Origin of the sequence: Streptomyces sp. NBC_01485 (assembly GCF_036227125.1) — a bacterium.
Classification (GTDB): Bacteria; Actinomycetota; Actinomycetes; order Streptomycetales; family Streptomycetaceae; genus Streptomyces.
Genome location: NZ_CP109435.1, coordinates 2707105 through 2730156 on the forward strand (window position 1 = coordinate 2707105; position 23052 = coordinate 2730156).

Genomic DNA, 23052 nt, shown 5'->3' on the forward strand with positions numbered 1-23052 from the left:
CCGATTACCGACTACAGACCGGACTCGGACGTGCGGACCAGGATGCGGTGGCAGTTCTCGCAGCGTACGACCGTGTCGCGCGGGGCCGAGCGGATCTCGTTGACGTCGGTGATCGCCAGCTCCTGACGGCAGCCCTGGCAGGTGCGCTGGAGGAGCCTGGCCGCGCCGACGCCGCCCTGCTGCTCGCGCAACTTGTCGTAGAGCTTCAGCAGGTCGGCGGGGATGGACGCGGCGACGAGCGCGCGCTCCTTCGTCACCGTGGCGGCCTCGCCGTCGAACTCCCCGAAGGCGGCGTCGCGGCGCGCGGTGGCGTCGTCGATCTTCCCCTGCACGGAGCCGACCCGCTCGCTCAGCTCGGCGACCCGCTCCTGCGCGGACTCGCGGCGCTCCATGACCTCCAGGACGATGTCCTCGAGGTCGCCCTGCCGCTTGGCGAGGGAGACGATCTCCTTCTGGAGGTTCTCCAGGTCCTTCGGCGAGGTGACCGCCCCGGAGTCCAGCCGCTGCTGGTCACGCGCGGCGCGCTGACGCACCTGGTCCACGTCCTGCTCGGCCTTGGTCTGCTCGCGGGCGGTGTCGCTGTCCTCGGTCTGCGCGGCCACCAGGAGGTCGCGCAGTTGCGTCAGGTCCTTGTTCAGCGACTCGATCTCGGTGTGCTCGGGCAGGGACCTCCGCTTGTGCGCGAGCTGCTGGAGCCGGGCGTCGAAAGCCTGGACGTCGAGGAGTCGGATCTGGTCGGCGGGCTCGGCGTTCAGTTGGGGGCTCCCGGTGTTTCGGTGGCGGGTGTGGCGGGGGTGGCGGGTGTGGACGCCGCGTGGGCGGTCCAGGGGTCGGTGACCGTACGGGAGACATGGACCCGAAGGCCCCATTCCCTCCGGTCGGAGATCTCGTCGAGCTGGGCGGCGGCCAGCTCGCACCAGGGCCACTCGGTGGCCCAGTGCGCCGCGTCGAGCAGCGCGAGAGGTGAGTGGGGGGTGCCGTGGGCGCTGTCGGCGCTGTGGGCGCGGTCCGCGATGAACTCCGACGCCGGGTGGTGGCGCAGGTCCGCGGTGAGGAAGGCGTCGACGCCGGCCGCTCGGACGTGGTCGAAGAGGCTGTCGCCGGACCCGCCGCTGACGGCGACGGTCCGCACCGTCGCCTCCGGGTCCCCCGCCACCCGGATGCCCTGCGCGGTCGCGGGCAGCCGCTCGGCGGCGCGGGCTGCGAGCTCGCGGACGGTGAGCGGGTGGTCGAGTTCGCAGACGCGGCCGAGACCGCGCCGCCCCTCGGGGTCGCTCGGGTCCGGCACGAGCGGCCGTACGACCCGCAGGTCGAGGGCGCCGGCGAGGGCGTCGCTCACCCCCGGGTCGGCGGTGTCGGCGTTGGTATGGGCGACGTGCAGGGCGATGTCGTTCTTGATGAGGGTGTGCACCACACGGCCCTTGAAGGTGCCGGCCGCGACGGTCGTCGTCCCGCGCAGATACAGCGGGTGGTGGGTGACGAGCAGATCGGCACCGAGCCGCACGGCCTCGTCGACGATCTCCTGGACGGGATCGACGGCGAACAGAACCCGGGAGACCTCCTGCTCGGGGTCGCCCACGACGGTACCGACCGCGTCCCAGGACTCGGCCCGTTCGGCGGGCCACAGGTTCTCCAGCGCGGTGATGACTTCAGACAGACGGGGCACGGGGAAAGGCTACCTGGCCGTTCTGCGAACCCGTACCGATGCACACCGCTTCCGCGACCCTCAGGCGAATCGCTTCTGCACCACTCTTATGAGGGAGCGGACCGCCCGTCGGTCCCACGTCCGCGCGTACGAAAACTAGCTTCGTGGCCGGAGGTGGCGGAACGATGACGATGCCGGCCTGTGCGATCGAGCCCACCGCGGCGGACGGGGCGAACGACGGGGTGAACCCCGAGGTCCCCTACGGGGAGAACTTTGAGGTCCCTGAGGCGCTCTACGGGAGGAACCTCGAGGTACCTCAGGCACCTGAGGTACCTGACGTCTCTGAGGTTCCCGAGGTCGCACCCGAGGCCGCCGTTGAGGTCCCCCTTGAGGCCGCCCATGTGACCCCTGCGGCCTCAGCCGTTCCTGCGGCCCATGTGGCCCACGTGGCCTCTACGGTCCCTGTGGCCTTTACGGTCCCTGTGACCCCCGCGGTCCCCGAGCGCAGCCGCGCCGAGCGTACGCCGCCGCACGCTGACCGCGTGATCGCGGACTGCGTGATCACGGCGGACGGCGCCTACGCCGCGCGCCTCGCCCGCAGCGGTGACTCCTGGTTCCCGGAGCGCTGGACCCTGGACGGCCCCGAGCCGTACGCCGTACCGCTGCCCGGCAACCAGCCCGAGGAGCCCGGCACGCAGGTGCAGCCGATGGCCGACGGCCGGGTCCTGATCCGGCGGCCGACCGACGGACGGCACGCCTTCTCCCTGCTGTACCCGACCGGCCCCGACACGGGCGAACTGCCGCTGGGCGCCGTCGAGTGCCCGGACGAGGGCACCCGGCTGCACCTGCTCCCCCCGGCCCCCTGCGGGAGACGCGCGTACGCCCTCGCCGTCGGCCGCTGGACGACGACCCTGTGGCTGGTCGCGGGCGGCTCCTTCGGCCCCGAGCACGTCGCCGAGATCCCCGGCCGCTGCTCGGGCGGCGTCTGGCTCGACCGTACGGGCCGGATGCTCGCGCTGGACCGTGAGGCCGGCGGCCGGACCAAGGCGATCGTGGTGGACCTGGAGCGCGGCGGCGAGGTGTCGCCGCTGCTGCAGATCTCCGCCGACAGCGACGACCGGCTGCTGCTCGCCGACCCCGACAGCGGCCTGCTGCTCATCGGCTCCGACGCCCCCTCACCGGGCGAGGCCCGCCTGGGCTGGGGGGTCCTCGGCAGCACCCTGCCGGTCCGCTTCCCGGAGTCCCTGCACCTGCCCGGCCACACCCTCACCCCGTTCGCGATCCAGCCGGGCCAGGTGCTCCTGCCGGAGGCCTGCGCGGTGGCGCTGCGCATCGACGGCCACTACGGCGGCCACTTCGGCACCTGGGTCGGCGTGTGGCGCCCGGCCGACCGCCGACTGCACCAACTCGCCGCCCCTGACGGCTGGTTGGCGGGCAGCGGGCTGTGGACACCGGGGGGCGTCCTCCGTCTGCCGTACGCCACGGAGGCGGAACCCTGCGGGGTGGCACCGCTGCCGGCACCACCACCGGCACCTGTCTCTGCGCCGCCCTCACCGGTCCCCGCCCAACCACCCCTCGCCCTCCGTCCGATCCCCCTCCAACAAGCCCCTCTCGGCAGCCTTGTAACGAAGTAGCTGCGGTTGGCGTGGCCGCCTGGATTCACCCCTCGGTGTGCTGGATAAAATCGCCCGGCTGTACAGAAAGATCATGTTGACGGGGTGAACTTTTCCGATGAGCGACGCAAGCACGAAGCAGCCGCTGTCCGCCGACTCCCAGGAGACGGCCGGTCACGGCCGGCACCGGGGCCCGGTCTCGTCCCACGACGGCGACTCGGCCCCGCACGGCCGGCACCGCAAGCCGGCCGAGAGCAGGACCGAGGACAGGGCCGAAGCGACTGTCTGAGCAGTACGAGCAGTACGAGCAGTACACGGCAGGCAGTCTGAGCAGTACGCGGTAGACCGAAGGGGCTCCGGACGTCCGACGACGGACGACCGGAGCCCCTTCGCTTGCCTTACCTCTACCTCTACCTCTACCTCTGTCTCTGTCTCTGTCTCTGTCTCTGTCTCTGTCTCTGTCTCTGTCTCTGTCTCTGTCTCTGTCTCTGTCTCTGTCTCTGTCTCTGTCTCTGTCTCTGTCTCTGTCCCTATCTCTCCGCGCGCCGCAGCCCCAGCACCTCCGCCGCCGCGAACGTCTCCCCCGGCGGCCGGTCCGCGTAGTGCGGGGTGAGGACGGCGTCGAGCTCGTCGTAGCTGAAGGTGTCCTGCTTGCTGTCGAACTTCGCCTGGACACGCGGCCGTTCGACGACGGCGACCATCCCGCCGTGCACGACGAGCAGTTGCCCGTTGATGCGGGCGGCGGCCGGCGAGGCCAAGTAGCCGACCAGCGGGGCGACATGCTCGGGGGCGAGGGGGTCGAGGCCGCCCTCGGCCGACTGGTCGACGCCGGCGAAGACGTCCTCCGTCATCCTGGTGCGGGCGCGCGGGCAGATGACGTTGGCCGTCACCCCGTACTTGGCGAGCGCGAGCGCGGAGGACGTCGTCAGTCCGACGATCCCCCCTTTCGCGGCAGCGTAGTTGGGCTGCCCGGCCGAGCCCGCGAGGAACGCCTCCGACGAGGTGTTCACGATCCGCCCGTACACCGGCCCGCCCGCCGCCTTGGACCGCTCACGCCAGTGCGCGGCGGCGAACCGGGTCGTGTTGAAGTGGCCTTTGAGGTGCACCCGGACGACCGCGTCCCACTCCTCCTCGGCCATCGAGAAGACCATCCGGTCGCGCAGGATGCCCGCGTTGTTGACGACGACGTCCAGCTTGCCGAACGTGCCGACGGCCAACTCGACCAGTTCGCACGCCTGTCGGAAGTCGGACACGTCCCCGGTGTGAACGAGTGCGGTGCCGCCGGCCGCCCGGATCTCCGCCGCGACCTCCTCCGCGGGGCCCACCGACGCCTCGCCCGAGCCGTCCCGCCCCGGCTGCCCGTAGTCGTTGACGACGACGGCCGCGCCGAGCCGGGCCAGCTCCAGCGCCTCGGCCCGGCCGAGCCCGCGCCCGGCGCCGGTGACGATCGCCGACAGCCCTTCCAGTGGCAGTGCCATCCCCAAGTCCCCGCCCCTCAGATCGCCTTGCACTCTCACATCACTCAGCTATATGCAGGTTCAGATCTCTATGCAGGTGCGGAGCGCCGCGCCTGTGCGCATCTGGTCCAGCGCCTCGTTGATCTCGGAGAGCGCCACGCGGTGGGTGATCAGGCCCGACAGGTCGATCCGGCCGGTCCGCCACAGGGCGATCGTCCGCTCGTAGGAGCGCAGGACGTCCCCGCCGCCGTACATCGAGGGCAGGATGCGCTTCTCGTCGAAGAACAGCTCGAACATGCTGAGTTGGAGATAGTCGTCGAGAGCTCCCGCGCCGACGACGACGAGGGTGCCGCCGCGCCGGGTGTTCTCGTACGCGGTGCGGGCGGTGGCGGAACGGCCGACGACCTCGAAGACGTAGTCGAATCCCTCGCCGCCGGTGACCTGTTGCTTGGCGCCCGGCAGCTCGTCCGGTGAAACGGCCTTCGTGGCACCGAACTTGAGCGCGGACTCGCGGCGCGAGGCGACCGGGTCGACGGCGACGATCTCGGCGGCGCCCTTGAGCCGCGCGCCCTGGATCGCGGAGATGCCGACGCCGCCGCAGCCGATGACGGCGACCGTCGAACCGGCCTGCACGTCAGCGGTGTTGAGCGCGGCGCCGAGTCCGGTGGTCACGCCGCAGCCGATGAGGGCGGCGACGTCGAAGGGGACGTCGTCGGGGATCGGGACGGCGCAGCCCGCGTCGACCACGACCTCCTCGGCGAAGGTGCCGGTGCCGGCGAAGCCGAAGACGTCTCCGCCGGGCCGCCTGAAGTTGGGAGTGCCCGCGTTCATGAAGCCGGCCAGGCACAGTTGGGTCTGGCCGCGCTTGCAGGCGGGACACGCCCCGCAGGCCGGCAGCCAGCAGACGACGACCCGGTCACCGGGCTTCAAGTGGCTGACGCCGTCGCCGACTTCGAGGATCTCGCCCGCGCCCTCGTGACCGGGCACGAACGGCGCGGGCTGCGGCAGCACCCCGCCCATCGCGGACAGGTCCGAGTGGCACAGTCCCGTGGCCCGCACCCGGATCCTGACCCGTCCGGGGCCGAAGCCCACCGCCTCGACGTCGTCGAGGACCTCCAGCTTGTCCTGACCGATCTCGTGCAGTACGGCTGCGCGCATGGTGCGGCTCCCCTCAAGTCCCCTCGGATGTTGGGCGGTTCAGGAAGTGCTTCAGACGGTGGTTCAGGAGGTGCTTCAGAACGTGGTCAAGGAAGTGGTTCAGAAGGTGGTTCAGGTGTGTTCGACGATCGTGTCGGTGAGGACGGGCGCGTCGCCGCGCTCGACCGCGCTCACGGCCACCCGCACCTCGCCAGCCCCGCGCCACAGCCGGATGCGCAGGGTCTCGCCGGGGAAGACGACCCCGGCGAAGCGGGTGCTGTACGAGCGCACCCGGCTCACGTCGCCGTCGAGCAGGGTGTCGACGACCGCCTTGAGCGTGATGCCGTACGTGCACAGGCCGTGCAGGATGGGCCGCTCGAACCCGGCGAGCTTCGCGAACTCGGGGTCGGCGTGCAGCGGGTTGTAGTCACCGGAAAGCCGGTAGAGCAGGGCCTGGTCCTCGCGAACGGCCCGTTCGACCGTCCGGTCCGGCTCACCGGCGGGTGGTCGGAGGCGGGCGGACGGCCCCCGGTCGCCGCCCCAGCCGCCCTCGCCCCGGACGAAGATCTGGGCGTCGTTGGTCCACAGCGGCCCGTCCGCGTCGGCGACCTCGGTGCGCATGACGAGGAGGGCGGCCTTGCCCTTGTCGTACACGCCGGCGATGCGCCCGGTGGCGGTCGCCCGGCCGGTCACCGGGATCGGACGGTGGATCTCCAGGCGCTGGCCGCCGTGCAGGACCCGGGCGAGGTCGACGTCGACGCCGGGCATGGACAGTCCGCTGATCACACCGGGCGAGCCGGAGCCCGCGACGGTGGCGAAACTGGGCAGGACGTGCAGCCGTGACTCCAGCGTGTAGCGCAGTTCGTCGCCGTCGGTGGCGGGGCTCGGCTTGTCGGGGTTGGCGCCCGCGCCGATGCCGAGGTGGTACAGCAGGACGTCCCGGTGGCCCCAGGTGATCTCGCCGGTCCGGGGTTCGGCGGCGAGCGCCTTGGCTGCGTCGATGGGCATGGAGCTCCTGACAACTCGGGTCGATCGGACCACTCAGATCGATCGGACTGCTCGGACCGCTCGGATCGGTCAGATCGCTCGGATCACTCAGAGACCTCGGCACGGCCGTCCGCACCGATCGGCCGCACCGAGGTCGTGACGGGGCCGCGGAACCCGCCCGCTCTAGAACGCGTTCCAGTGCGGCGACCCCTGTATAGCCCAGGCCCCGGCACTTGTGAAGACACCTGACGGCATGTCAGATACGGGACTCGGATACGGCCACCCATGACATTTGTCCCGGCCGAGTGCGTACATCCGGCACTGCCGCGGGCGGGCTCACGGCCGTAGCGTCGAAGACAGCCGCACAGCCGTGGAACGACGGAACCGGGGGACGGAGCATGGACATGGGCAAGGGCACAGGCACGGGCACGGGCAAGGGCACGGGCACGGGCACGGGCACGGGCAGGGACTTGGGCAGGGGCACGGGCAAGGGCACGGGCAAGGGCACGGGCAAGGGCACGGGCAGGGACTTGGGCAGGGGCACGGGCATGGCGAGGACGCTGGAGGAACGGCGGCGCGCGCTGGCCTGCCGGCGGGACGCCTGGCGCGCGGCCTACCGCGAGGGGCGGAAGCAGCAGCGGTACTGGCGGGACAACAAGCACCGCCTGAAGGCCGAGTGCAAGGCCGCCCGCAAGGCCGGGCAGGTCTCCGAGGAGCCCGGCCCGCCGGCCAACGGCTTCTCGCTGCTGCCGTGGCTGCTGATGGGGATGGGCGCGTTCTCCAACCTGTTCCAGGGCCAGACCCCGAACCCCTGGATCGGCGGCCTGGGCGTCCTGACGTTCAACTCGCTCTACATCTACGTCGCCTTCCGCTCGTTCGCCAAGGACTGCCGCGACACCCTGTCGACCCGGCTGGCCCTCGCCGGCCTCGGCGTGGTGGCCTGCGCCCTCGCCCTCGGCTACGGCGGCAACTGGCTGCTCTTCCTGCCACTGTTCGGCCTCGCGACGGGCGCCGTCCTGCGCGGCCGCCACCTGCGCAGCCTGGGGACGGCCGTGGCGGTCCTCGCCGGAGTGATCGCCTGCGTCCACGACGGCTGGAACGGCCTGACCATCGCCTACGCCACCTGGATCTCGACCATGGTGACGGCCGCGATCCTCTCCCTCTCCGAGGCCGTACGGGACCTGCGCGCCGCCCGCGAGGAGCTGGCCCGCCGGGCCGTGGAGGAGGAACGGCTGCGCTTCTCCCGCGATCTGCACGACCTGCTCGGCCACACGCTCTCGGTGATCGTGGTGAAGTCGGAGGCGGCCAGACGGCTGGCACCGCGCGACATGGACGCGGCCCTCTCGCAGGTCGCGGACATCGAGGCGGTGGGCCGGCAGGCGCTGACCGAGATCCGGGAGGCGGTCACCGGCTACCGCGAGGGCAGCCTGGTCACGGAGCTGGACCGGGCCCGCTCGGCCCTGACGGCGGCGGGCGTCGAACCGTCGGTGAGCCGGTCCGGGCCGCCGCCCGAGCCGCAGACCGCGGCCCTGCTGGGCTGGGTGGTGCGCGAGGCGGTCACCAACGTCGTCCGGCACAGCGGCGCGACCCGCTGCCGGATCACCGTGTCGGGCACCCCGGAACGAGTCCGCCTGACGGTGACGGACAACGGCACCGGCGCCCCGGCCGCCGACGACTGCCGCCCACCCGGCACCGGCCTGACCGGCCTGCGCGAACGCCTCACCACAGCGGGCGGCGCGCTGACAGCGGGCCCGGAACCACACGGCGGCTTCACTGTCACGGCGGAACTGCCGGCGGAACTCCCGGTGGAGCCACCGGCGGAACTCCCGATGGGCTCACACGCGGGCGGGCGCGGAGACGGGTGCCCCCCGACTTCGGCCCCATCCCCTGCCCCCGCCCCGGCACCGGCCCCCGCCGACACCGCGCCGTCCATGGCCGTCGGACCTACCCTTGGGCCGTGACCGAGACGCCGGGTTGGCCCGTGAACGAGATGCCCCGTGACCACCGCCCCGCCAAGTCCATCAGGGTGCTGCTCGCGGAGGACCAGGGCATGATGCGCGGGGCGCTGGCCCTGCTGCTGGGGCTGGAGGCCGACATCGAGGTGGTCGCACAGGTCGGCACCGGGGACGCGATCGTGGACGCGGCCCTCCTCCACCGCCCGGACGTCGCGCTCCTCGACATCGAGCTCCCCGGCATCAGCGGCCTGGACGCCGCCGCCGAGCTGCGCGAGCAGGCGCCGGACTGCCGGGTGCTGATCCTGACCACGTTCGGCCGGCCGGGCTACCTGCGCCGGGCCATGGAGGCCGGGGCCGCCGGTTTCCTGGTGAAGGACGGTCCGGTGGAGGAGCTGGCGGCGGCGATCCGCCGGGTGCTGACCGGGGAGACGGTGGTCGACCCGGCGCTCGCCACGGCCGCGCTGAGCGCCGGCCCGAACCCGCTCACCGCCCGCGAGTGCGACGTACTGAAGGCGTCCGTGGACGGCGCGACGGTCGCCGATATCGCCGCCCGGCTGCACCTGTCCGAGTCCACGGTCCGCAACTACCTGTCCTCCGCGATCGGCAAGACGGGCACCCGCAACCGGATGGAGGCGATGCGGGAGGCACGTCAGCAGGGCTGGCTGTAGTGGCTGGCTGTAGGTACTGGTTGCCGAGGCCGGCTGTAAGGACTGGACCACTGCTGGCATAGTGCCGGGATGCGTTTACCCATACCCCTACGGATATCGATCCTCCGTCGTCCGGCCGCCCTGCTGACCGCTCTCACGGCCGTGTTCGCGTCGGCGTCGGCCTCCGTACCCGCCGTGGCCGACGGGTATGACGAGTCCGACCAGGTAGTGATGCGCTTCGAGACCGTGAAGACCTTCGTCATGTACAACGCCGACGAGGGGGCCAGGGCCTCGAACGACGACTTCGTCGTCCCCGTCTTCGTCGAGCCGAGCAAGGGCGGCGAACGGGCCCACAACGTCAAGGTCGTCGTGGACGCGTCGGGGCTGGCGGGCATCGCCCGGCTCGGCGACAACCGCGCGTGCGAGGCCGAGGGCCCGATCTACACCTGCGGCTACGGCGACCTGCAGAACGGCGACGGCGAGAGCTACACGCCCCTCACCCTCCTCGGCGTGGACGGCGTCGAGCCGGGCGACAGCGGGACGGTGACGTACACCGCCACCGCCGACAACGCGCCCACCATCACCAGCACCACCCGCATGACCGTCGGCGGGCCGACGCTGTCCGCACCCGGGCGGGAGGAGGCCGTGAACGGACTGGCACCCGGGAAGCCCGCGACCGTGACCCCACAGCTCGCCAACAACACGGGCTTCCCCGCGCAGCAGCCCGTCGCCCTCCAGGTCAACGTGTCGGACGGCCTGACGCTGACCGCCCGGCACAGCAACTGCTTCTACGCCGGGCCCACGCCCACCTCCGCATGGTGCACGTTCCCCACGAAGCCCGCGCCGGGCGCCGCCTACCGCACGAGCGCCCCGCTGGTCTACACGGTCACCGCGCCCGACAAGCTGACCGGCGAGGTGACCTACGCCTGGTCGTCGGCGCCGCAGAAGCCCGCCGACCACACCGTGCGCGGCACCGGCGCCCCGCTCACCCTGGTCCGCACCGCCGCGCACAAGGACTTCGGCGACAGCCAGGGCAGGGTCGCCGTGACCACCGATGTGCAGGCCGACTACCGTCCGGTCACCGCGACCGTGCGGGGCCGGGTCGGCGACACGGTGAAGGTGCGGCTGGGGGTGGACGCCCTCGGCCCCGGCCGGCCGCCCGGCGACGAGGAGTTGGGCTACTTCGAGGTGGTCCCGCCGGAGGGCACCACGGTCACCTCCATCCCGTACACCTTCGAGGACGACGGCGGGAAGTGGGCGTGCGACCGGCCGGGGACGCCGGGCGGGGCGTTCATCTGCGAGATCGGCTACGACAGTTTCCTCGAGGCCCGGCACGAGGACGGCACGACCGCCATCGACTTCCACATCCGCATCGACCGACAGGTCCCCGGCGCGAAGGGCACCATCAGCACCTACAACCCCTTCGACCGCACCCCCGGCAACGACGTCGCCGCGATCCCCCTGGAGGCGTCCCCCGCCCCGCCGTACCGCTCCGTCCTCCGCCCCGCCGTACTCGTACCGACGACCCTGGCGGCACTGGCGGGCGCGCTCCTCTGCTTCCGCCTCCGCCGTCGTCGCCGCAGGGATACGACTTCCTAGATACCGGCGCCCGTGCGCCGCAGCACCCGCAGCGAGCCGGTGTCCGAGACCTCCGTGAAGGCTCCGGAGGCCAGGGCTCGCAGGTAGACGCGGTAGGGGGCCTGGCCGGTGAACTCGTCGACCGGGTCGGGGAACACGTCGTGGATGACGAGGAACCCGCCCTCGGCGACATGCGGGGCCCAGCCCTCGTAGTCGGAGGTGGCGTGCTCGTCGGTGTGGCCGCCGTCGACGAAGACGAGGCCGAGGGGCGCGTTCCAGAACGCGGCGATCTGCGGCGACCGTCCGACCAGCGCGACCACGTGCTCTTCGAGGCCGGCCCGGTGCAGGGTCCGGCGGAAGGTGGGCAGCGTGTCCATCAGGCCGATCTCGGGGTCGACGGTCTCCGGGTCGTGGTAGTCCCAGCCCGGCTGCTGCTCCTCGCTGCCCCGGTGGTGGTCGAGTGTGAGCGCGCTGACCCCGGCCTGGCGGGCCGCGTCCGCGAGCAGGATCGTGGAACGCCCGCAGTAGGTGCCGACCTCGAGCAACGGCAGCCCGAGCGCACCCGCCTCGACGGCGACGGCGTACAGCGCGAGCCCCTCGTCGACCGGCATGAACCCCTTCGCCGCCTCGAACGCGGCCAGAATCTCGGGCTTGGGCGCCGCGGACATGGGGAGCCTTTCGGTTGGTCGTACGCAGGTATGGGACCTCATGCTGCCGTACCCCCGCCGATCGATCGACAGGGGGTACGGAGAGGGCGGCGCAGAGCGGGAACAGGGGCGTTCTGCCCGGTGTCCGTCAGACGGGGTCCGTCAGACGGTGACCGTCGCGCTCGGGAGGGCCAGGTCCAGGTCCACCGGGCGTTCGTCGCCCGCGTGGGTCGCGGAGCTCGCCAGCGGTCCGTGGCCGGTGGCCTTGGCGGCCAGAACATACGCGCCCTGGGCCGGGACGGCGAGGGCGTAGCCGCCGTCCTCGTCCGACAGGGTGGCGCCGGCCTGCCGGCCGCGGCGGTCGATCAGGGTGACCTTGGCGCGGGCGACCGGCGCGCCGTCGGCGTCCAGGACCCTCCCGCGAAAGCCCCGCAGAGCCTCCTGCGCGCGCTCCAGGTCGGCGTTCTCCTCGCTGCCGGCGTGCAGTTGCGCGGCCGTCGAGGGGCGCTGCTGCTTCGGCAGGAAGAGGGCGAGGACCAGGCCGACGGCGACGGCGGCCGTGGCGATCAGGAAGGAGACGCGGAAGCCGTGCATGGTCGGGACCGCGACGCCGCCCACGTCGTTCGCGGTGTTGGCCAGCACCATGCCGATGACGGCGCTCGACACCGACGTACCGATGGACCGCATCAGGGTGTTGAGACCGTTGGCCGCGCCGGTCTCCGAGGCCGGGACCGCGCCGACGATCAGCGCGGGGAGGGAGGAGTAGGCGAGGCCGATGCCGGCGCCCAGGACGACCGAGATGACGAGGCTCTGCCAGGCGGCGCTCATCAGGCCGAGGCCGGCGCCGTACCCGATCGCGATGATCAGCATGCCGAGGATCAGGGTGAACTTGGGGCCGTACTTCGCGGAGAGGCGGGCGTAGACGGGCGCGGTGATCATCATCGTCAGGCCGAGCGGCGCGACGAGCAGACCGGCGGCGACCATCGACTGGCCGAGGCCGTAGCCGGTGGCCTTCGGCAGTTGGAGGAGCTGCGGCAGGACCAGGGAGACGACGTAGAACGAGACGCCGACCATGATCGAGGCCAGGTTGGTGAAGAGGACGGCGGGGCGGGCCGTGGTGCGCAGGTCCACCAGCGGGGCCTTCACCCGCAGCTCCATCAGGCCCCACAGGAGGAGGACGACGGCCGCGGCGGCGAAGAGTCCGAGGGTGGTGCCGGAGGTCCAGCCCCAGTCGCTGCCCTTGGTGATCGGCAGCAGGAAGAGCACCAGGCCGGTGGAGAGGCCGATCGCGCCCAGGACGTCGAAGGTGCCCTCGGCGCGGGCCGGGGACTCGGGGACGACGAGGAGGGTGAGGCCGATCGCGAGGACGCCGAGGCCGGCGGCGCCGTAGAAGAGGGCGTGCCAGTCGGCGTGCTGGGCGACCAGGGCCGCGGCGGGCAGGGCGAGGCCGCCGCCGACGCCGATCGAGGAGCTCATCAGCGCCATCGCCGAGCCGAGCTTCTCGCGGGGCAGCATGTCCCGCATCAGGCCGATGCCGAGGGGTATCGCGCCCATGGCGAAGCCCTGGAGCGTACGGCCCACGATCATCATGAGCAGGTCACTGGTGAGCGCGCTGACCAGGGCGCCGACGACCATCACGGCGAGGCTGAGGATCAGCATGCGCCGCTTGCCGTACAGGTCGCCGAGGCGGCCCATGATCGGGGTGGCGACGGCGCCGGACAGGAGCGTCGAGGTCAGCACCCAGGTGGCGTTGCTGGGCGCGGTGCCCAGCAGTTGCGGCAGATCCTTGATGACGGGGACCAGCAGGGTCTGCATCACCGCGACCACGATGCCCGCGAAGGCGAGGACCGGGACGACGGATCCGCTCGCTGGGCGGGTTGGCCGGTCGGTCGTCGTGTGCGTCATGGGGTGGGGCCTCCGGGGCGGTGCGTCAGGGATACATGGAGACCGAACCTGTATGCATGGGCAACTATTCCGATGCTTCGGCTTACTAACGGTTTCTTTAGCTTCTCTTGACGCTTCCCCGGCCTGGCTGCTCGTGGCGCTCGCCTGCGCCGGGCAGTTCCTCGTCGTGCTCGACGTGTCGGTCGTGAACGTGGCACTGCCGTCGATGCGCACAGATCTCGGCATGAGCCCGTCCGGCCTGCAGTGGGTGGTGAACGCGTACTCGATCGCCTTCGCTGGGTTCATGCTGCTCGGCGGCCGGGCGGGCGACCACCCACCCGAGGCACTGACAGAGAGCTACGCCCTGGCCTTCCGTACGGGCACGGCCGTCCTGCTGGTGGGGGTGGCCCTGATACTGGTGTGGCTACCGCGAAAAATCCCCAGCCACCGAGGCAACGACCCGGACGGCTCAGGGTCGGACTGCCCGGGGTCGGCTGCGCGCCCCCTGAGTCCTCGCCGGGGTGCCCGTTAGGGTGGCAGCGTGTCGTACGCAGGCTCGAACCCCGGCCCCTTCGATCCCTCCGATCCCTCCGCGCCCTTCGGCCCCCCGCAGCCGCGCCGCTCTCCGCTGCGCCGCCCGCTGACCGTGGCGCTCGCCGTGCTCGTGCCCGGGGCGCTGCTGGGCTGGCTGGCGTTCGAGGCACTGGCCGGGACGGGGACCGGGACCGGGACCGGCGGGGACAGCGGGCCGGACCGGGGGGCCGGACCGGCGGCATCGTCGTCCACGCTGCGCTCCCCCACCGACAGCGCGACCGGCGACGGCACAACCGGTGACGAGAAGCAGGGCGTCGGCGGGAAGCAGGATGCCGGCGGCACCGTCTCCACCGCGCCCGCCTCCCTCAAGGGCAAGGTCGTCGTCATCGACCCCGGCCACAACCCCACCAACTTCGAGCACACCGCCGACATCAACCGCAAGGTGGACATCGGCACCAACTGGAAGGAGTGCGACACCACCGGAACGTCCACCAACTCCGACTACAGCGAAGCGAAGTTCACACTGGACGTGGCCCACCGGCTGCGCACCCTGCTGCAACAGCAGGGCGCCACGGTGAAGTTGACGCAGGACGGGGACCGGCCGTACGGCCCGTGCGTCGACGAGCGCGCCCGGATCGGGAACGCGGCGCACGCCGACGCGGTCGTCTCGATCCACGCCGACGGCTCCGCGGCCGGCAACCGCGGCTTCCACGTGATCATGCCGGGCGAGGTGCACGAGGGTGCCGCCGACACCCGTGCCGTCGTCGCCCCGTCGAAGGATCTCGGAAAGCTGATCGCGGGCAACTTCGCTCGTACGACGGGCAGTTCACCGTCCAACTACATCGGCGACGGCTCCGGTCTCGTCACGCGTACGGACCTGGGCGGTCTCAACCTGTCAACCGTTCCCAAGGTGTTCATCGAGTGCGGCAACATGCGCGACAGCAAGGACGCCGCACTGCTGACCAGTGCCACCTGGCGACAGAAGGCGGCACAGGGACTCTCGGACGGCATCGCGGGCTTCCTGAAGCGATCCTCCTGAGACACCCGCGCACCGCGAGCCACGCACTACGAGCTACGCACAGCGCACTACGTACATCGCGCTACATACAGCACCCACTCCCCTACGCTCCGCGTTTTGGAACTCCCTTACCTATCCGCTGGCCATGTGCTGTGCCCGGCTTTACCCCGATTCTGTGAAAGTGAAAACCGTTCCCATCAGAGCAGGGGACATTCACTGCCAACAGGAGTTCGTGATGAAGCGTCAGACGCGCAACCGTGCCGCCCTCGCCGCCGGTGCGGCCGTATTCGCCGCCGCCACCCTCACCGCCGGAGTCAGCGTGGCCGCGCCGGAGCACCGCACGCCCCACGCCGGGTACGACCACTCGTCGTACGGCAACGGCTACGACCGGTCGGGCAAGTCCGCCAAGCCGGCCCAGCCCGCCAAGGCGACCAAGGCGCAGATCGCGACCCTCTTCGACGGCTGGAACAAGGCGCTGCAGACCGGTGACTCCCAGAAGGTCGCCGCCCGCTACGCCCCGGGCGCGGCGCTGCTGCCCACCGCCTCGGACCAGATCCGCACCACGCACGCCCAGATAGTCGACTACTTCGACAAGTTCCTGAAGAACAAGCCGGTGGGCGAGAAGGTCAGAACCGTCATCAACGTCCTGGACAGCGACTCGGCGATCGACACCGGCCTGTACAAGTTCCACGTTACCGACGCGAAGACCGGGAAGAAGAGCACGATCGACGCCCGCTACACCTACGTGTACGAGAAGATCGGCGGCAAGTGGCTGATCGTGAACCACCACTCCTCGGTACTGCCCGCCGCGAGCTGACACCGACCGTTCCCGAAGGAACACGGAGGTGGAGGGCCAGGGAGACACGGCCGCCGGGTCCGTCAGGACCGGGATGAGCGCCCCCACGGCTGATCCCGATCGACGGACCCGACCGACGACCCCGCTCGGGGCCCCGGCAGACCGCCTCGGCCCTCCACCAGGAGCCCGGGCTCCGATCGTCATCCGATCGCCACAGGAGCCCACCCCGGCTCCCATTCGTCGCAGGAGCCCACCCGGCTCCGATCGTCTCGAAATCCGATCGTCTTTGAATGAAGGCTTGAGGGACAAGCTGAGGGAATCGTGAGTTTCCTGCGCGGGTAGTGATCAGTGCGCTGATCCGGGCGGACAGCGCAATCGTGCGGACGATAGGGTCCTCCCTACGATGAGGGGCCACCCCCGCGCTTCACACGGGGGCCTGACGGCGACATGGTGACAGCGACGCCTCTACTGATACCTGTATGCGTACCGATGACGAGACGACTCACGAAGGACCTGAAGTGAATATCCGCTCCCTCACTCGAGGCGACGGCGTGGTGATCGGAGCAGCGGTGTTGCTGTTCATCGCGTCGTTCTTCGATCTCTACTCGATCGACGGGATCCCTGACAGCTACGACATGCCGAGCCTCTGGAGCAGCGGGCCGGTCCTGTTCAGCGTCGTTCTCGCGGGGATCATCGCCGCCGCACTCGTGGTCATCAGCCGGGGACTGCCGCAGGTGCCCAAGGTCGCCGGACTGGACCTCCGCCAGTTCGGCGTGGCCTTCGCGGTCTTCGCCGCGTGGAGCGCGCTCGGCAACGTCTTCGACCCGTCCGGCGGTTACGACAACGTCGGCGACAGCTCGAACAGTCCCAGCCCCGGTGCAGGCCTGATCCTGGCCCTCATCGCCGTGCTGGCCCTGGCCGCAGCCGCCGTCGCCACCCCCCTCGTCCCCGCCCTGCAGGCCGGTCTCGTCCCGGCCCCCAAGCCGCCGGCCCCCCAGCCCTACGGCGCGCAGCCGCCCACCGGTTACGGCTACCCGGGCGCGGCGCAGCCGTCGGCGTTCGGCGGTCAGCCGCAGCAGGGGCAGCCCGGTCAGCCGGGCCAGCCGGGTCCGTCGCCGTTCGCCGCCCAGCCGGGTCCGGCGCAGCCGCCGGCGGCGGACTTCTCGCCGTTCTGGTTCGCCGTGCCGGTGCCGCGTCCGCTGTACGCGGAGGACGGCCAGCCGATGCCGATCGCCGAACTGGCGCCGGGCACCTGGTACCTCGCGGTCGAGCAGGGCGCCCAGGGTCTGGTCGCGCAGACCCAGGACGGCCGTCGCGGCGTCCTGCGGGACGCCTCCGGCATCCAGCGCGGCTGAGGCGGCCCAGGTCACGTTCCGCACGGCCCCTCGCCCTTCCGGGCGGGGGGCCGTTGTCGTACAGTCGCAGCCCCGTGTCCGACGAACTCTGACGGACCGTCAGGAGGCTGGTATGCGGCTCGGTCTGGCGCTCGGCTACTGGGGCCGCGGCCCCGCCCCCGACCATGTGGAGCTGGCGCGCGAGGCGGAACGGCTCGGCTACGACTCCGTCTGGACGGCGGAGTCGTGGGGCTCGGACGCCTTCACCCCCCTCACCTGGATCGCCGCCCGGACATCGACGATCAAGCTCGGTACGGCGGTTGCCCAGATGGCGGCCCGCTCCCCCACCACGACCGCGATGCACGCCCTCACCCTGGACCACCTCTCCGGCGGCCGGATGATGCTCGGCCTCGGCCTGTCGGGCCCGCAGGTGGTCGAGGGCTGGTACGGCCGGCCCTTCCCGAAGTCGCCGCTCACCGCGACCCGGGAGTACGTGGACGTCGTACGCCAGGTCCTGCGCCGGGAGGCCCCGGTGGAACTGGACGGCCGTTTCCACTCCCACCCCTACCGCGCCCCGGACGCCACGGGCCTGGGCCGACCGCTCAAGTCCATCACCCACCCCCTGCGCCCCGACCTGCCGGTGCTGCTCGGCGCGGAGGGGCCGAAGAACGTGGCCCAGACGATCCGTATCGCCGACGGCTGGCTGCCGCTGTACTGGTCGCCGAACCGGCCGGACGCGTACGGCCCGGCGGTGGCGGAGCTGCCCGAGGGCTTCCGGGTCGCGCCGCTCACCCGGGCGCTGGTCTGCGACGACGTCACCGAGGGGCTGCTGCCCGTGAAGGCCATGCTCGGCTTCTACATCGGCGGCATGGGCCACGCCACCCGCAACTTCCACGCCGACCTGATGGCACGCATGGGGTACGAGGAGGAGGCCCGGCGCATCCAGGAACTGTTCCTGGCCGGCCGGCGCGAGGAGGCCGTGCTCGCCGTACCGGACGCCTTCGCCGACGAGATCTCTCTCGTCGGCCCCCACGAACGCATCGCCGAACGCCTTCAGGCCTGGCGCAAGGGCCCGGTGACGGACCTGCTGGTCGTCGCACCGGACCCGCACACCCTGCGGGTACTGGCCGAGCTCAACTCGTGAGCTCAACTCCTAACGGCCCGACGGGGTTTCATACGGCCTCGAACGGCAACTCGAACCACATGTCCCCTCGATATCGCAACGGTGCCAACCAGGCAGGGACGGTCGTCGCGGTCGTCGCCGATGTCATGGCCCTCATCCTGGGCCTGTGGATCCTGATGTACCTGCTCGACGCCAACCGCGCCAACAGCTTCGTGCAGTTCATCCACGACACGGCCGGCTGGCTCGCAGGCTGGTCCCACGACCTGTTCACCTTCGACGAGGCCTGGGCCAGGGTGGTGGCGGGCTACGGCCTGGCAGCGGTGGTGTACCTCTTCATCGGCCACGCGATCGCCAACCGGGTCCACCGCCACTGAACCCCGGGCTCCTGATCTCTCAGGCTCCGGGGATCCCGAACTCTCAGACTCCCGGGATCCCGAACTCTCAGGCGCAGCAGTCCACTTCGAGCCCGAAGGGAAGCTGCTCCCCGCCGAACACGGCGCACGTGGCGTCGTGCCCGCCGAGCGCGGCGACGGCCAGCACCAGCGACCCCGCCGTCCAAGTGGTCAGCTCCCGGGGCCAGATGGCCTGGTCGTCGAACACGAACCCGGTCCAGTACAGCCCCGACTCCGCGTCCCGCAGATGCTGGATCGACTGGAGGATCTCCAGCGCCCGGTCGGACTCGCCCATCGCCCAGAGGGCGAGGGCGAGTTCGGCGGACTCGCCCCCCGTCACCCACGGGTTCGGGACGACGCACCGCACGCCGAGGCCGGGGACCACGAACCGTTCCCAGTCCGCCTCGATACGGGACTTGGCCTCCGCGCCGGTCAACGCGCCGCCCAGCACCGGGTAGTACCAGTCCATCGAGTAGCGGTCCTTGTCGAGGAACCGCTCCGGATGCCGGCGTATCGCGTGCCGCAGTGCGCCCGCCGCCAACTCCCAGTCCGGCTGCGGCTCTTCGCGCTGCTCGGCGATCGCCAGCGCGCAGCGCAGCGCCTGGTGGATCGAGGAGGAGCCGGTGAGGAGCGCGTCGGCGGTCGGGGTGCCGTCGTCCTCGCGCCGCCAGCCGATCTGCCCGCCCGGCTGCTGGAGCCGCAGCACGCACTCGACGGCCGCGTAGACGGTCGGCCACAGGCGGTCGAGGAACATGTCGTCGCCGGTGGAGAGATAGTGGTGCCAGACGCCTACGGCGACGTAGGCGACGAAGTTCGTCTCGCGGCCCCGGTCGGTGACGTCGTCGTAGGCGCCGTCGGCGTACGCCGCGAACCACGAGCCGTCCTCGTTCTGGTGCCGGGCCAGCCAGTTGTAGGCCCGCTCGGCGGCCTCGTGCTCGCCGGCCGCGTCCAGCGCCATCGCGGCCTCGGTGTGGTCCCACGGGTCGAGGTGGTGACCCCGGAACCACGGGATCGCACCGTCCTCCCGCTGCACGGCGAGGATCCCGGCGACGGTCTCGGCGGCCTGCTCGGCGGTGAGGACCCCGGGCAGGACGAGGTGTTCTGTCCGGGGAGTGGTCACTTGGCGTCCACTCGGGGCAGGTGCGGCTTGGTCGCGTAGGCGACGAAGCTCTTGCCGATCAGCGGGTTCAGCGCCTGCTCGGCGACCCGTGTCGCGAGCGGCTTCTTCATGATGTCCCAGACCAGCAGCTTGTGGTACGCCCGCACCGGCAGCGCCCGGTCGTTGTCGACGCCGAACGCGCACTTCAGCCACCAGTACGGCGAGTGCAGCCCGTGCGCGTGGTGGGTGCCGTAGGGCTTCAGGCCCGCCTCGCGGATCTTCGCGAGCAGTTCGTCCGCCTTGTAGATGCGGATGTGGCCGCCCTCGACCTCGTGGTAGGCGTCGGAGAGGGCCCAGCAGACCTTCTCGGGGCCGTAACGCGGGACGGTGACGGCGATCCGCCCGCCGGGCTTCAGCACGCGCACCATCTCCGCCAGCACGCCCTTGTCGTCCGGGATGTGCTCCATGACCTCGGAGATGATGACGACGTCGAAGGACTCGTCGGGGAAGGGCAGCGCCAGGGCGTCGCCCTCCATGGCGGTGGCGGTGGCGCCCTCGGGGGCCTCGCCGGCCTCCTTCATCGCCGCGAACCACTTGGCGACCTCGCGGATCTCCTCGGCGTTCTGGTCGAGGGCCACGACCTGCGCGCCGCGCCGGTAGCACTCGAAGGCGTGCCGGCCCGCCCCGCAACCGAGGTCCAGGACCCGGTCGCCCGGGGCGAGCGGGAACCGGGAGAAGTCGACGGTCAGCACGTGGCCCTGCTTTCGCGATCGGATGCTTCAGAAACATCGGATACATCTGATGCTTCGGATACGACGTCGACGACGTCACTGGTGTCATCGGCGTCACTGGTGTCACCGGCTCGGGGGGCCGGCACCGGTGCCGCGGACGCCCGCCGGTGGCCGACGTCGGCTTTCCCGTGGGCTGTCCCGTCGGCTATCGCCTCGCGGTAGCGGGCCACGGTGCCCTCGGCGGCCCGCGCCCAGGTGAACCGGTCCAGCACCCGTTCCCGCCCGGCCGCACCCAGCCGTACCCGCAGTTCGGGATCGTCCAGGAGCCGGCTCAAACCCGCGGCGAGCGCGCCCGCGTCGCCCGGCGGCACGGCGAGGCAGGTCTCCCCGTCGCGCCCGGCGACCTCGGGGATCGCCCCGCCGGTCGTGGCGATCAGCGGGGTGCCCGTGGCCATGGCCTCGGCGGCCGGCAGGGAGAAGCCCTCGTACAGCGACGGCACGCAGGCGACCTCCGCCGAGCGCACCAGGTCGACCAGTTCGGGATCGGAGATGCCCTTGACGAACTCGACGGCGCCTTCGAGGCCGTACCGCTCGATCGCCTGGGCCACCGGCCCCTCCTGCGGGCGCTTGCCGACGACGACGAGGTGGGCGTGCGGGTGCTCGGTGCGCACCTTCGCCAGCGCCTCGACGAGGAAGACCAGGCCCTTGAGGGGGACGTCCGCGCTGGACGTCGTCACGATCCGGCCCGGCAGCCGGGGCACGGCGGGATTCGGTGCGAACAGGTCGGTGTCGGCGCCGATGTGGACGACGTGGATACGGTCGTCGCCGACGCCGAGGTGGTCGGCGATCTCCTGGCGGGAGGTGCCGGAGACGGTGAGCACGGACGGCAGCCGGCGCGCGACGCGCTTCTGCATCCGGGTGAACCCGTACCAACGGCGCACGGACGCACGGCGCTTGAAGCCCTCGGCGGCGTCCAGCTCCAACTGCCGGTCCACGGTGATGGGATGGTGGATGGTGGTGACCAGAGGAGCGCCGACGTCCCCCAACAGCCCGTACCCCAGGGTCTGGTTGTCGTGCACCACGTCGAACTCCCCACGCCGGGCGCGGAGATGGCGGCGGGCACGGAGGGAGAAGGTCAGCGGCTCGGGGAACCCGCCGGTCCACATCGTCGCCACTTCGAGGGCGTCGATCCAGTCGCGGTACTCGCCGCGCTTCGGGGTGCGGAAGGGGTCCGGCTGGCGGTAGAGGTCGAGGCTGGGCAGCTCGGTGAGGGAGAGGCGGTCGTCGTGGCCCGGGTCCAGCACCGGATAGGGCTGGGAGCCGATGACCTCGACGCGGTGGCCGAGGCGTACGAGCTCACGCGAGAGATGCCGTACGTAGACACCCTGGCCCCCGCAGAACGGGTTCCCCTTATAGGTGAGGAGCGCGATGTCGAGCGGCCGCTCTCCGTCGGCCGCGAGATCATGCCGGGACCCCGCCTGACTGGCCTCCGCGGTCACTCCGGGCCCCCTTCTGCCTGCAATTCCCCGCGAGACTACGACGGGACGGTAATCTAGAACAAGTTTCAGACTTGATCGTCCGGGAGGCTCTGAATCTACCGGCAGGTAGGACCGCCGTGAGCAGTGGATCAGGTGATTCACGCCACCAGGACTGTCACGGAACGGACCGGAACGGGACCCATGCCACCCACCCCACCCACCCCACCGCCACAGTCCTCACCCCTCACCGAGCGGCAGGAGGCGCGCCGCCGCCGGATCCTGCACGCGAGCGCGCAGTTGGCCAGCCGGGGCGGTTTCGACGCGGTGCAGATGCGGGAGGTCGCGGAGTCCTCACAGGTCGCCCTCGGCACCCTCTACCGGTACTTCCCGTCCAAGGTGCATCTGCTGGTCGCCACGATGCAGGACCAACTGGAGCACATGCACGGCACGTTGAGGAAGAAGCCGCCGACGGGCGAGCGGGCGGCGGACCGGGTCGAGGAGACCCTGATGCGCGCCTTCCGTGCCCTGCAGCGTGAACCGCATCTGGCCGACGCGATGGTGCGCGCCCTGACCTTCGCCGACCGCAGCGTCTCCCCGGAGGTCGACCAGGTCTCGCGTCAGACGACGGCGATCATCCTCGACGCGATGGGCCTCACCGACCCCACGCCCGAGCAGCTCTCCACGGTCCGCGTCATCGAGCACACCTGGCACTCGGCGCTCGTCACCTGGCTGTCGGGCCGCGCGTCCATCGCCCAGGTCCGGATAGACATCGAGACGGTGTGCCGGCTCATCGACGTGACGGACCCCCGGGCGCACGAATAGGGCCCGGGCCCAGCCCACGCACCGGACAGGTCCGGACCGGACCGGGCACACAAAAGGGACCTACGAGACGATCGGGGGTCGCCTTCGGGTCCAGTCCTGCGACCTTCAGGTCCCTCAGCCCGTCCGTCGACGTCGGCCCCAGCGGATGCCCGTACCTCTCGGCGTCTCGCCAAAG

The 23052-nt window shown here is 71.3% G+C and carries 21 protein-coding genes and 1 pseudogene; 12 read left to right on the forward strand and 10 right to left on the reverse strand.

Annotated elements, in window-relative coordinates:
- Positions 1-11 precede the first annotated feature (11 nt).
- Together OG352_RS12375 and OG352_RS12380 are read right to left on the reverse strand one after the other, a co-directional pair.
- The gene (locus OG352_RS12375) at positions 12-755 is read right to left on the reverse strand and encodes a zinc ribbon domain-containing protein (protein ID WP_329223800.1); all 744 of its coding nucleotides are present in this window, start codon (positions 753-755) and stop codon (positions 12-14) included.
- The gene (locus tag OG352_RS12380; RefSeq protein WP_329216719.1) at positions 752-1666 is read right to left on the reverse strand and encodes a Nif3-like dinuclear metal center hexameric protein; all 915 of its coding nucleotides are present in this window, start codon (positions 1664-1666) and stop codon (positions 752-754) included. The genes OG352_RS12375 and OG352_RS12380 overlap by 4 nt, the downstream gene beginning before the upstream one ends.
- A gap of 170 nt (positions 1667-1836) precedes the next feature.
- Here OG352_RS12380 and OG352_RS12385 point away from each other — a divergent pair, with 170 nt between their 5' ends.
- Positions 1837-3279 (forward strand): hypothetical protein, encoded by a 1443-nt coding sequence (locus tag OG352_RS12385; RefSeq protein WP_443072480.1) that lies wholly within the window; start codon positions 1837-1839, stop codon positions 3277-3279.
- Positions 3280-3376: 97 nt separating this feature from the next.
- Positions 3377-3547: a hypothetical protein gene (locus OG352_RS12390; RefSeq protein ID WP_329216722.1), complete on the forward strand. Its 171-nt coding sequence runs from the start codon at positions 3377-3379 to the stop codon at positions 3545-3547.
- Between the two features lie 241 nt (positions 3548-3788).
- Here the strand turns inward: OG352_RS12390 and OG352_RS12395 are convergent, their stop codons facing one another.
- The 3 genes from OG352_RS12395 to OG352_RS12405 form a co-directional block, all read right to left on the reverse strand.
- Positions 3789-4736, reverse strand: a complete 948-nt coding sequence (locus OG352_RS12395) for a 3-oxoacyl-ACP reductase (RefSeq protein WP_329216724.1) — start codon at positions 4734-4736, stop codon at positions 3789-3791.
- Between the two features lie 60 nt (positions 4737-4796).
- The gene (locus OG352_RS12400) at positions 4797-5873 is read right to left on the reverse strand and encodes a Zn-dependent alcohol dehydrogenase (RefSeq protein ID WP_329216725.1); all 1077 of its coding nucleotides are present in this window, start codon (positions 5871-5873) and stop codon (positions 4797-4799) included.
- A gap of 111 nt (positions 5874-5984) precedes the next feature.
- A complete protein-coding gene (locus tag OG352_RS12405) occupies positions 5985-6860 on the reverse strand; it encodes a MaoC/PaaZ C-terminal domain-containing protein (RefSeq protein ID WP_329216727.1) in 876 nt (291 codons plus the stop codon).
- A 527-nt stretch (positions 6861-7387) separates the two neighbouring features.
- On the opposite strand from OG352_RS12405, the gene OG352_RS12410 reads away from it, so the two are divergent.
- The 3 genes from OG352_RS12410 to OG352_RS12420 all read left to right on the forward strand — a co-directional run bounded on the left by OG352_RS12410 (position 7388) and on the right by OG352_RS12420 (position 11040).
- Positions 7388-8800, forward strand: coding sequence for a sensor histidine kinase (locus OG352_RS12410; RefSeq protein ID WP_329223801.1), 1413 nt, complete (start codon positions 7388-7390; stop codon positions 8798-8800).
- 29 nt (positions 8801-8829) lie between these two features.
- A complete protein-coding gene (locus OG352_RS12415; protein ID WP_329223802.1) occupies positions 8830-9462 on the forward strand; it encodes a response regulator transcription factor in 633 nt (210 codons plus the stop codon).
- Between the two features lie 69 nt (positions 9463-9531).
- A complete protein-coding gene (locus OG352_RS12420; protein WP_329216729.1) occupies positions 9532-11040 on the forward strand; it encodes a hypothetical protein in 1509 nt (502 codons plus the stop codon).
- Here OG352_RS12420 and OG352_RS12425 read toward each other — a convergent pair.
- Both OG352_RS12425 and OG352_RS12430 read right to left on the reverse strand, forming a co-directional pair.
- Positions 11037-11687, reverse strand: coding sequence for a class I SAM-dependent methyltransferase (locus tag OG352_RS12425; protein WP_329216730.1), 651 nt, complete (start codon positions 11685-11687; stop codon positions 11037-11039). The genes OG352_RS12420 and OG352_RS12425 overlap by 4 nt on opposite strands.
- Before the next feature lie 141 nt (positions 11688-11828).
- Positions 11829-13571, reverse strand: a complete 1743-nt coding sequence (locus OG352_RS12430) for an MFS transporter (protein WP_329216732.1) — start codon at positions 13569-13571, stop codon at positions 11829-11831.
- Positions 13572-13623: 52 nt separating this feature from the next.
- Here OG352_RS12430 and OG352_RS12435 point away from each other — a divergent pair.
- The 6 genes and pseudogenes from OG352_RS12435 to OG352_RS12460 form a co-directional block, all read left to right on the forward strand.
- Positions 13624-13881, forward strand: a pseudogene (locus OG352_RS12435) (MFS transporter); the annotation flags it as partial.
- A 210-nt stretch (positions 13882-14091) separates the two neighbouring features.
- On the forward strand, positions 14092-15123 hold the full coding sequence (locus OG352_RS12440) for an N-acetylmuramoyl-L-alanine amidase (protein ID WP_329216733.1): 1032 nt from the start codon (positions 14092-14094) through the stop codon (positions 15121-15123).
- Between the two features lie 214 nt (positions 15124-15337).
- Positions 15338-15919, forward strand: coding sequence for an SgcJ/EcaC family oxidoreductase (locus tag OG352_RS12445; protein ID WP_329216735.1), 582 nt, complete (start codon positions 15338-15340; stop codon positions 15917-15919).
- Between the two features lie 497 nt (positions 15920-16416).
- Positions 16417-17253: a hypothetical protein gene (locus OG352_RS12450; RefSeq protein ID WP_329216737.1), complete on the forward strand. Its 837-nt coding sequence runs from the start codon at positions 16417-16419 to the stop codon at positions 17251-17253.
- A 112-nt stretch (positions 17254-17365) separates the two neighbouring features.
- Positions 17366-18376, forward strand: coding sequence for an LLM class F420-dependent oxidoreductase (locus tag OG352_RS12455; protein ID WP_329216739.1), 1011 nt, complete (start codon positions 17366-17368; stop codon positions 18374-18376).
- Positions 18377-18435: 59 nt separating this feature from the next.
- A complete protein-coding gene (locus tag OG352_RS12460; RefSeq protein WP_329216740.1) occupies positions 18436-18729 on the forward strand; it encodes a hypothetical protein in 294 nt (97 codons plus the stop codon).
- Positions 18730-18796: 67 nt separating this feature from the next.
- On the opposite strand, the gene OG352_RS12465 is transcribed toward OG352_RS12460, so the two are convergent.
- Genes OG352_RS12465 through OG352_RS12475 form a run of 3 tightly spaced genes read right to left on the reverse strand, consistent with a single transcriptional unit; the run spans position 18797 to position 22076 of the window.
- Positions 18797-19867 (reverse strand): prenyltransferase/squalene oxidase repeat-containing protein, encoded by a 1071-nt coding sequence (locus OG352_RS12465; RefSeq protein WP_329216741.1) that lies wholly within the window; start codon positions 19865-19867, stop codon positions 18797-18799.
- Positions 19864-20598 carry a class I SAM-dependent methyltransferase gene (locus tag OG352_RS12470; protein ID WP_329216743.1) on the reverse strand — a complete coding sequence of 245 codons (735 nt, stop codon included), beginning with the start codon at positions 20596-20598 and terminating at the stop codon, positions 19864-19866. Before OG352_RS12470 ends, OG352_RS12465 begins: the two co-directional genes overlap by 4 nt.
- On the reverse strand, positions 20592-22076 hold the full coding sequence (locus OG352_RS12475; protein WP_329216744.1) for a glycosyltransferase family 4 protein: 1485 nt from the start codon (positions 22074-22076) through the stop codon (positions 20592-20594). Before OG352_RS12475 ends, OG352_RS12470 begins: the two co-directional genes overlap by 7 nt.
- A gap of 180 nt (positions 22077-22256) precedes the next feature.
- On the opposite strand from OG352_RS12475, the gene OG352_RS12480 reads away from it, so the two are divergent.
- Positions 22257-22877: a TetR family transcriptional regulator gene (locus OG352_RS12480; RefSeq protein ID WP_329216745.1), complete on the forward strand. Its 621-nt coding sequence runs from the start codon at positions 22257-22259 to the stop codon at positions 22875-22877.
- The last annotated feature ends 175 nt before the right edge of the window (positions 22878-23052 follow it).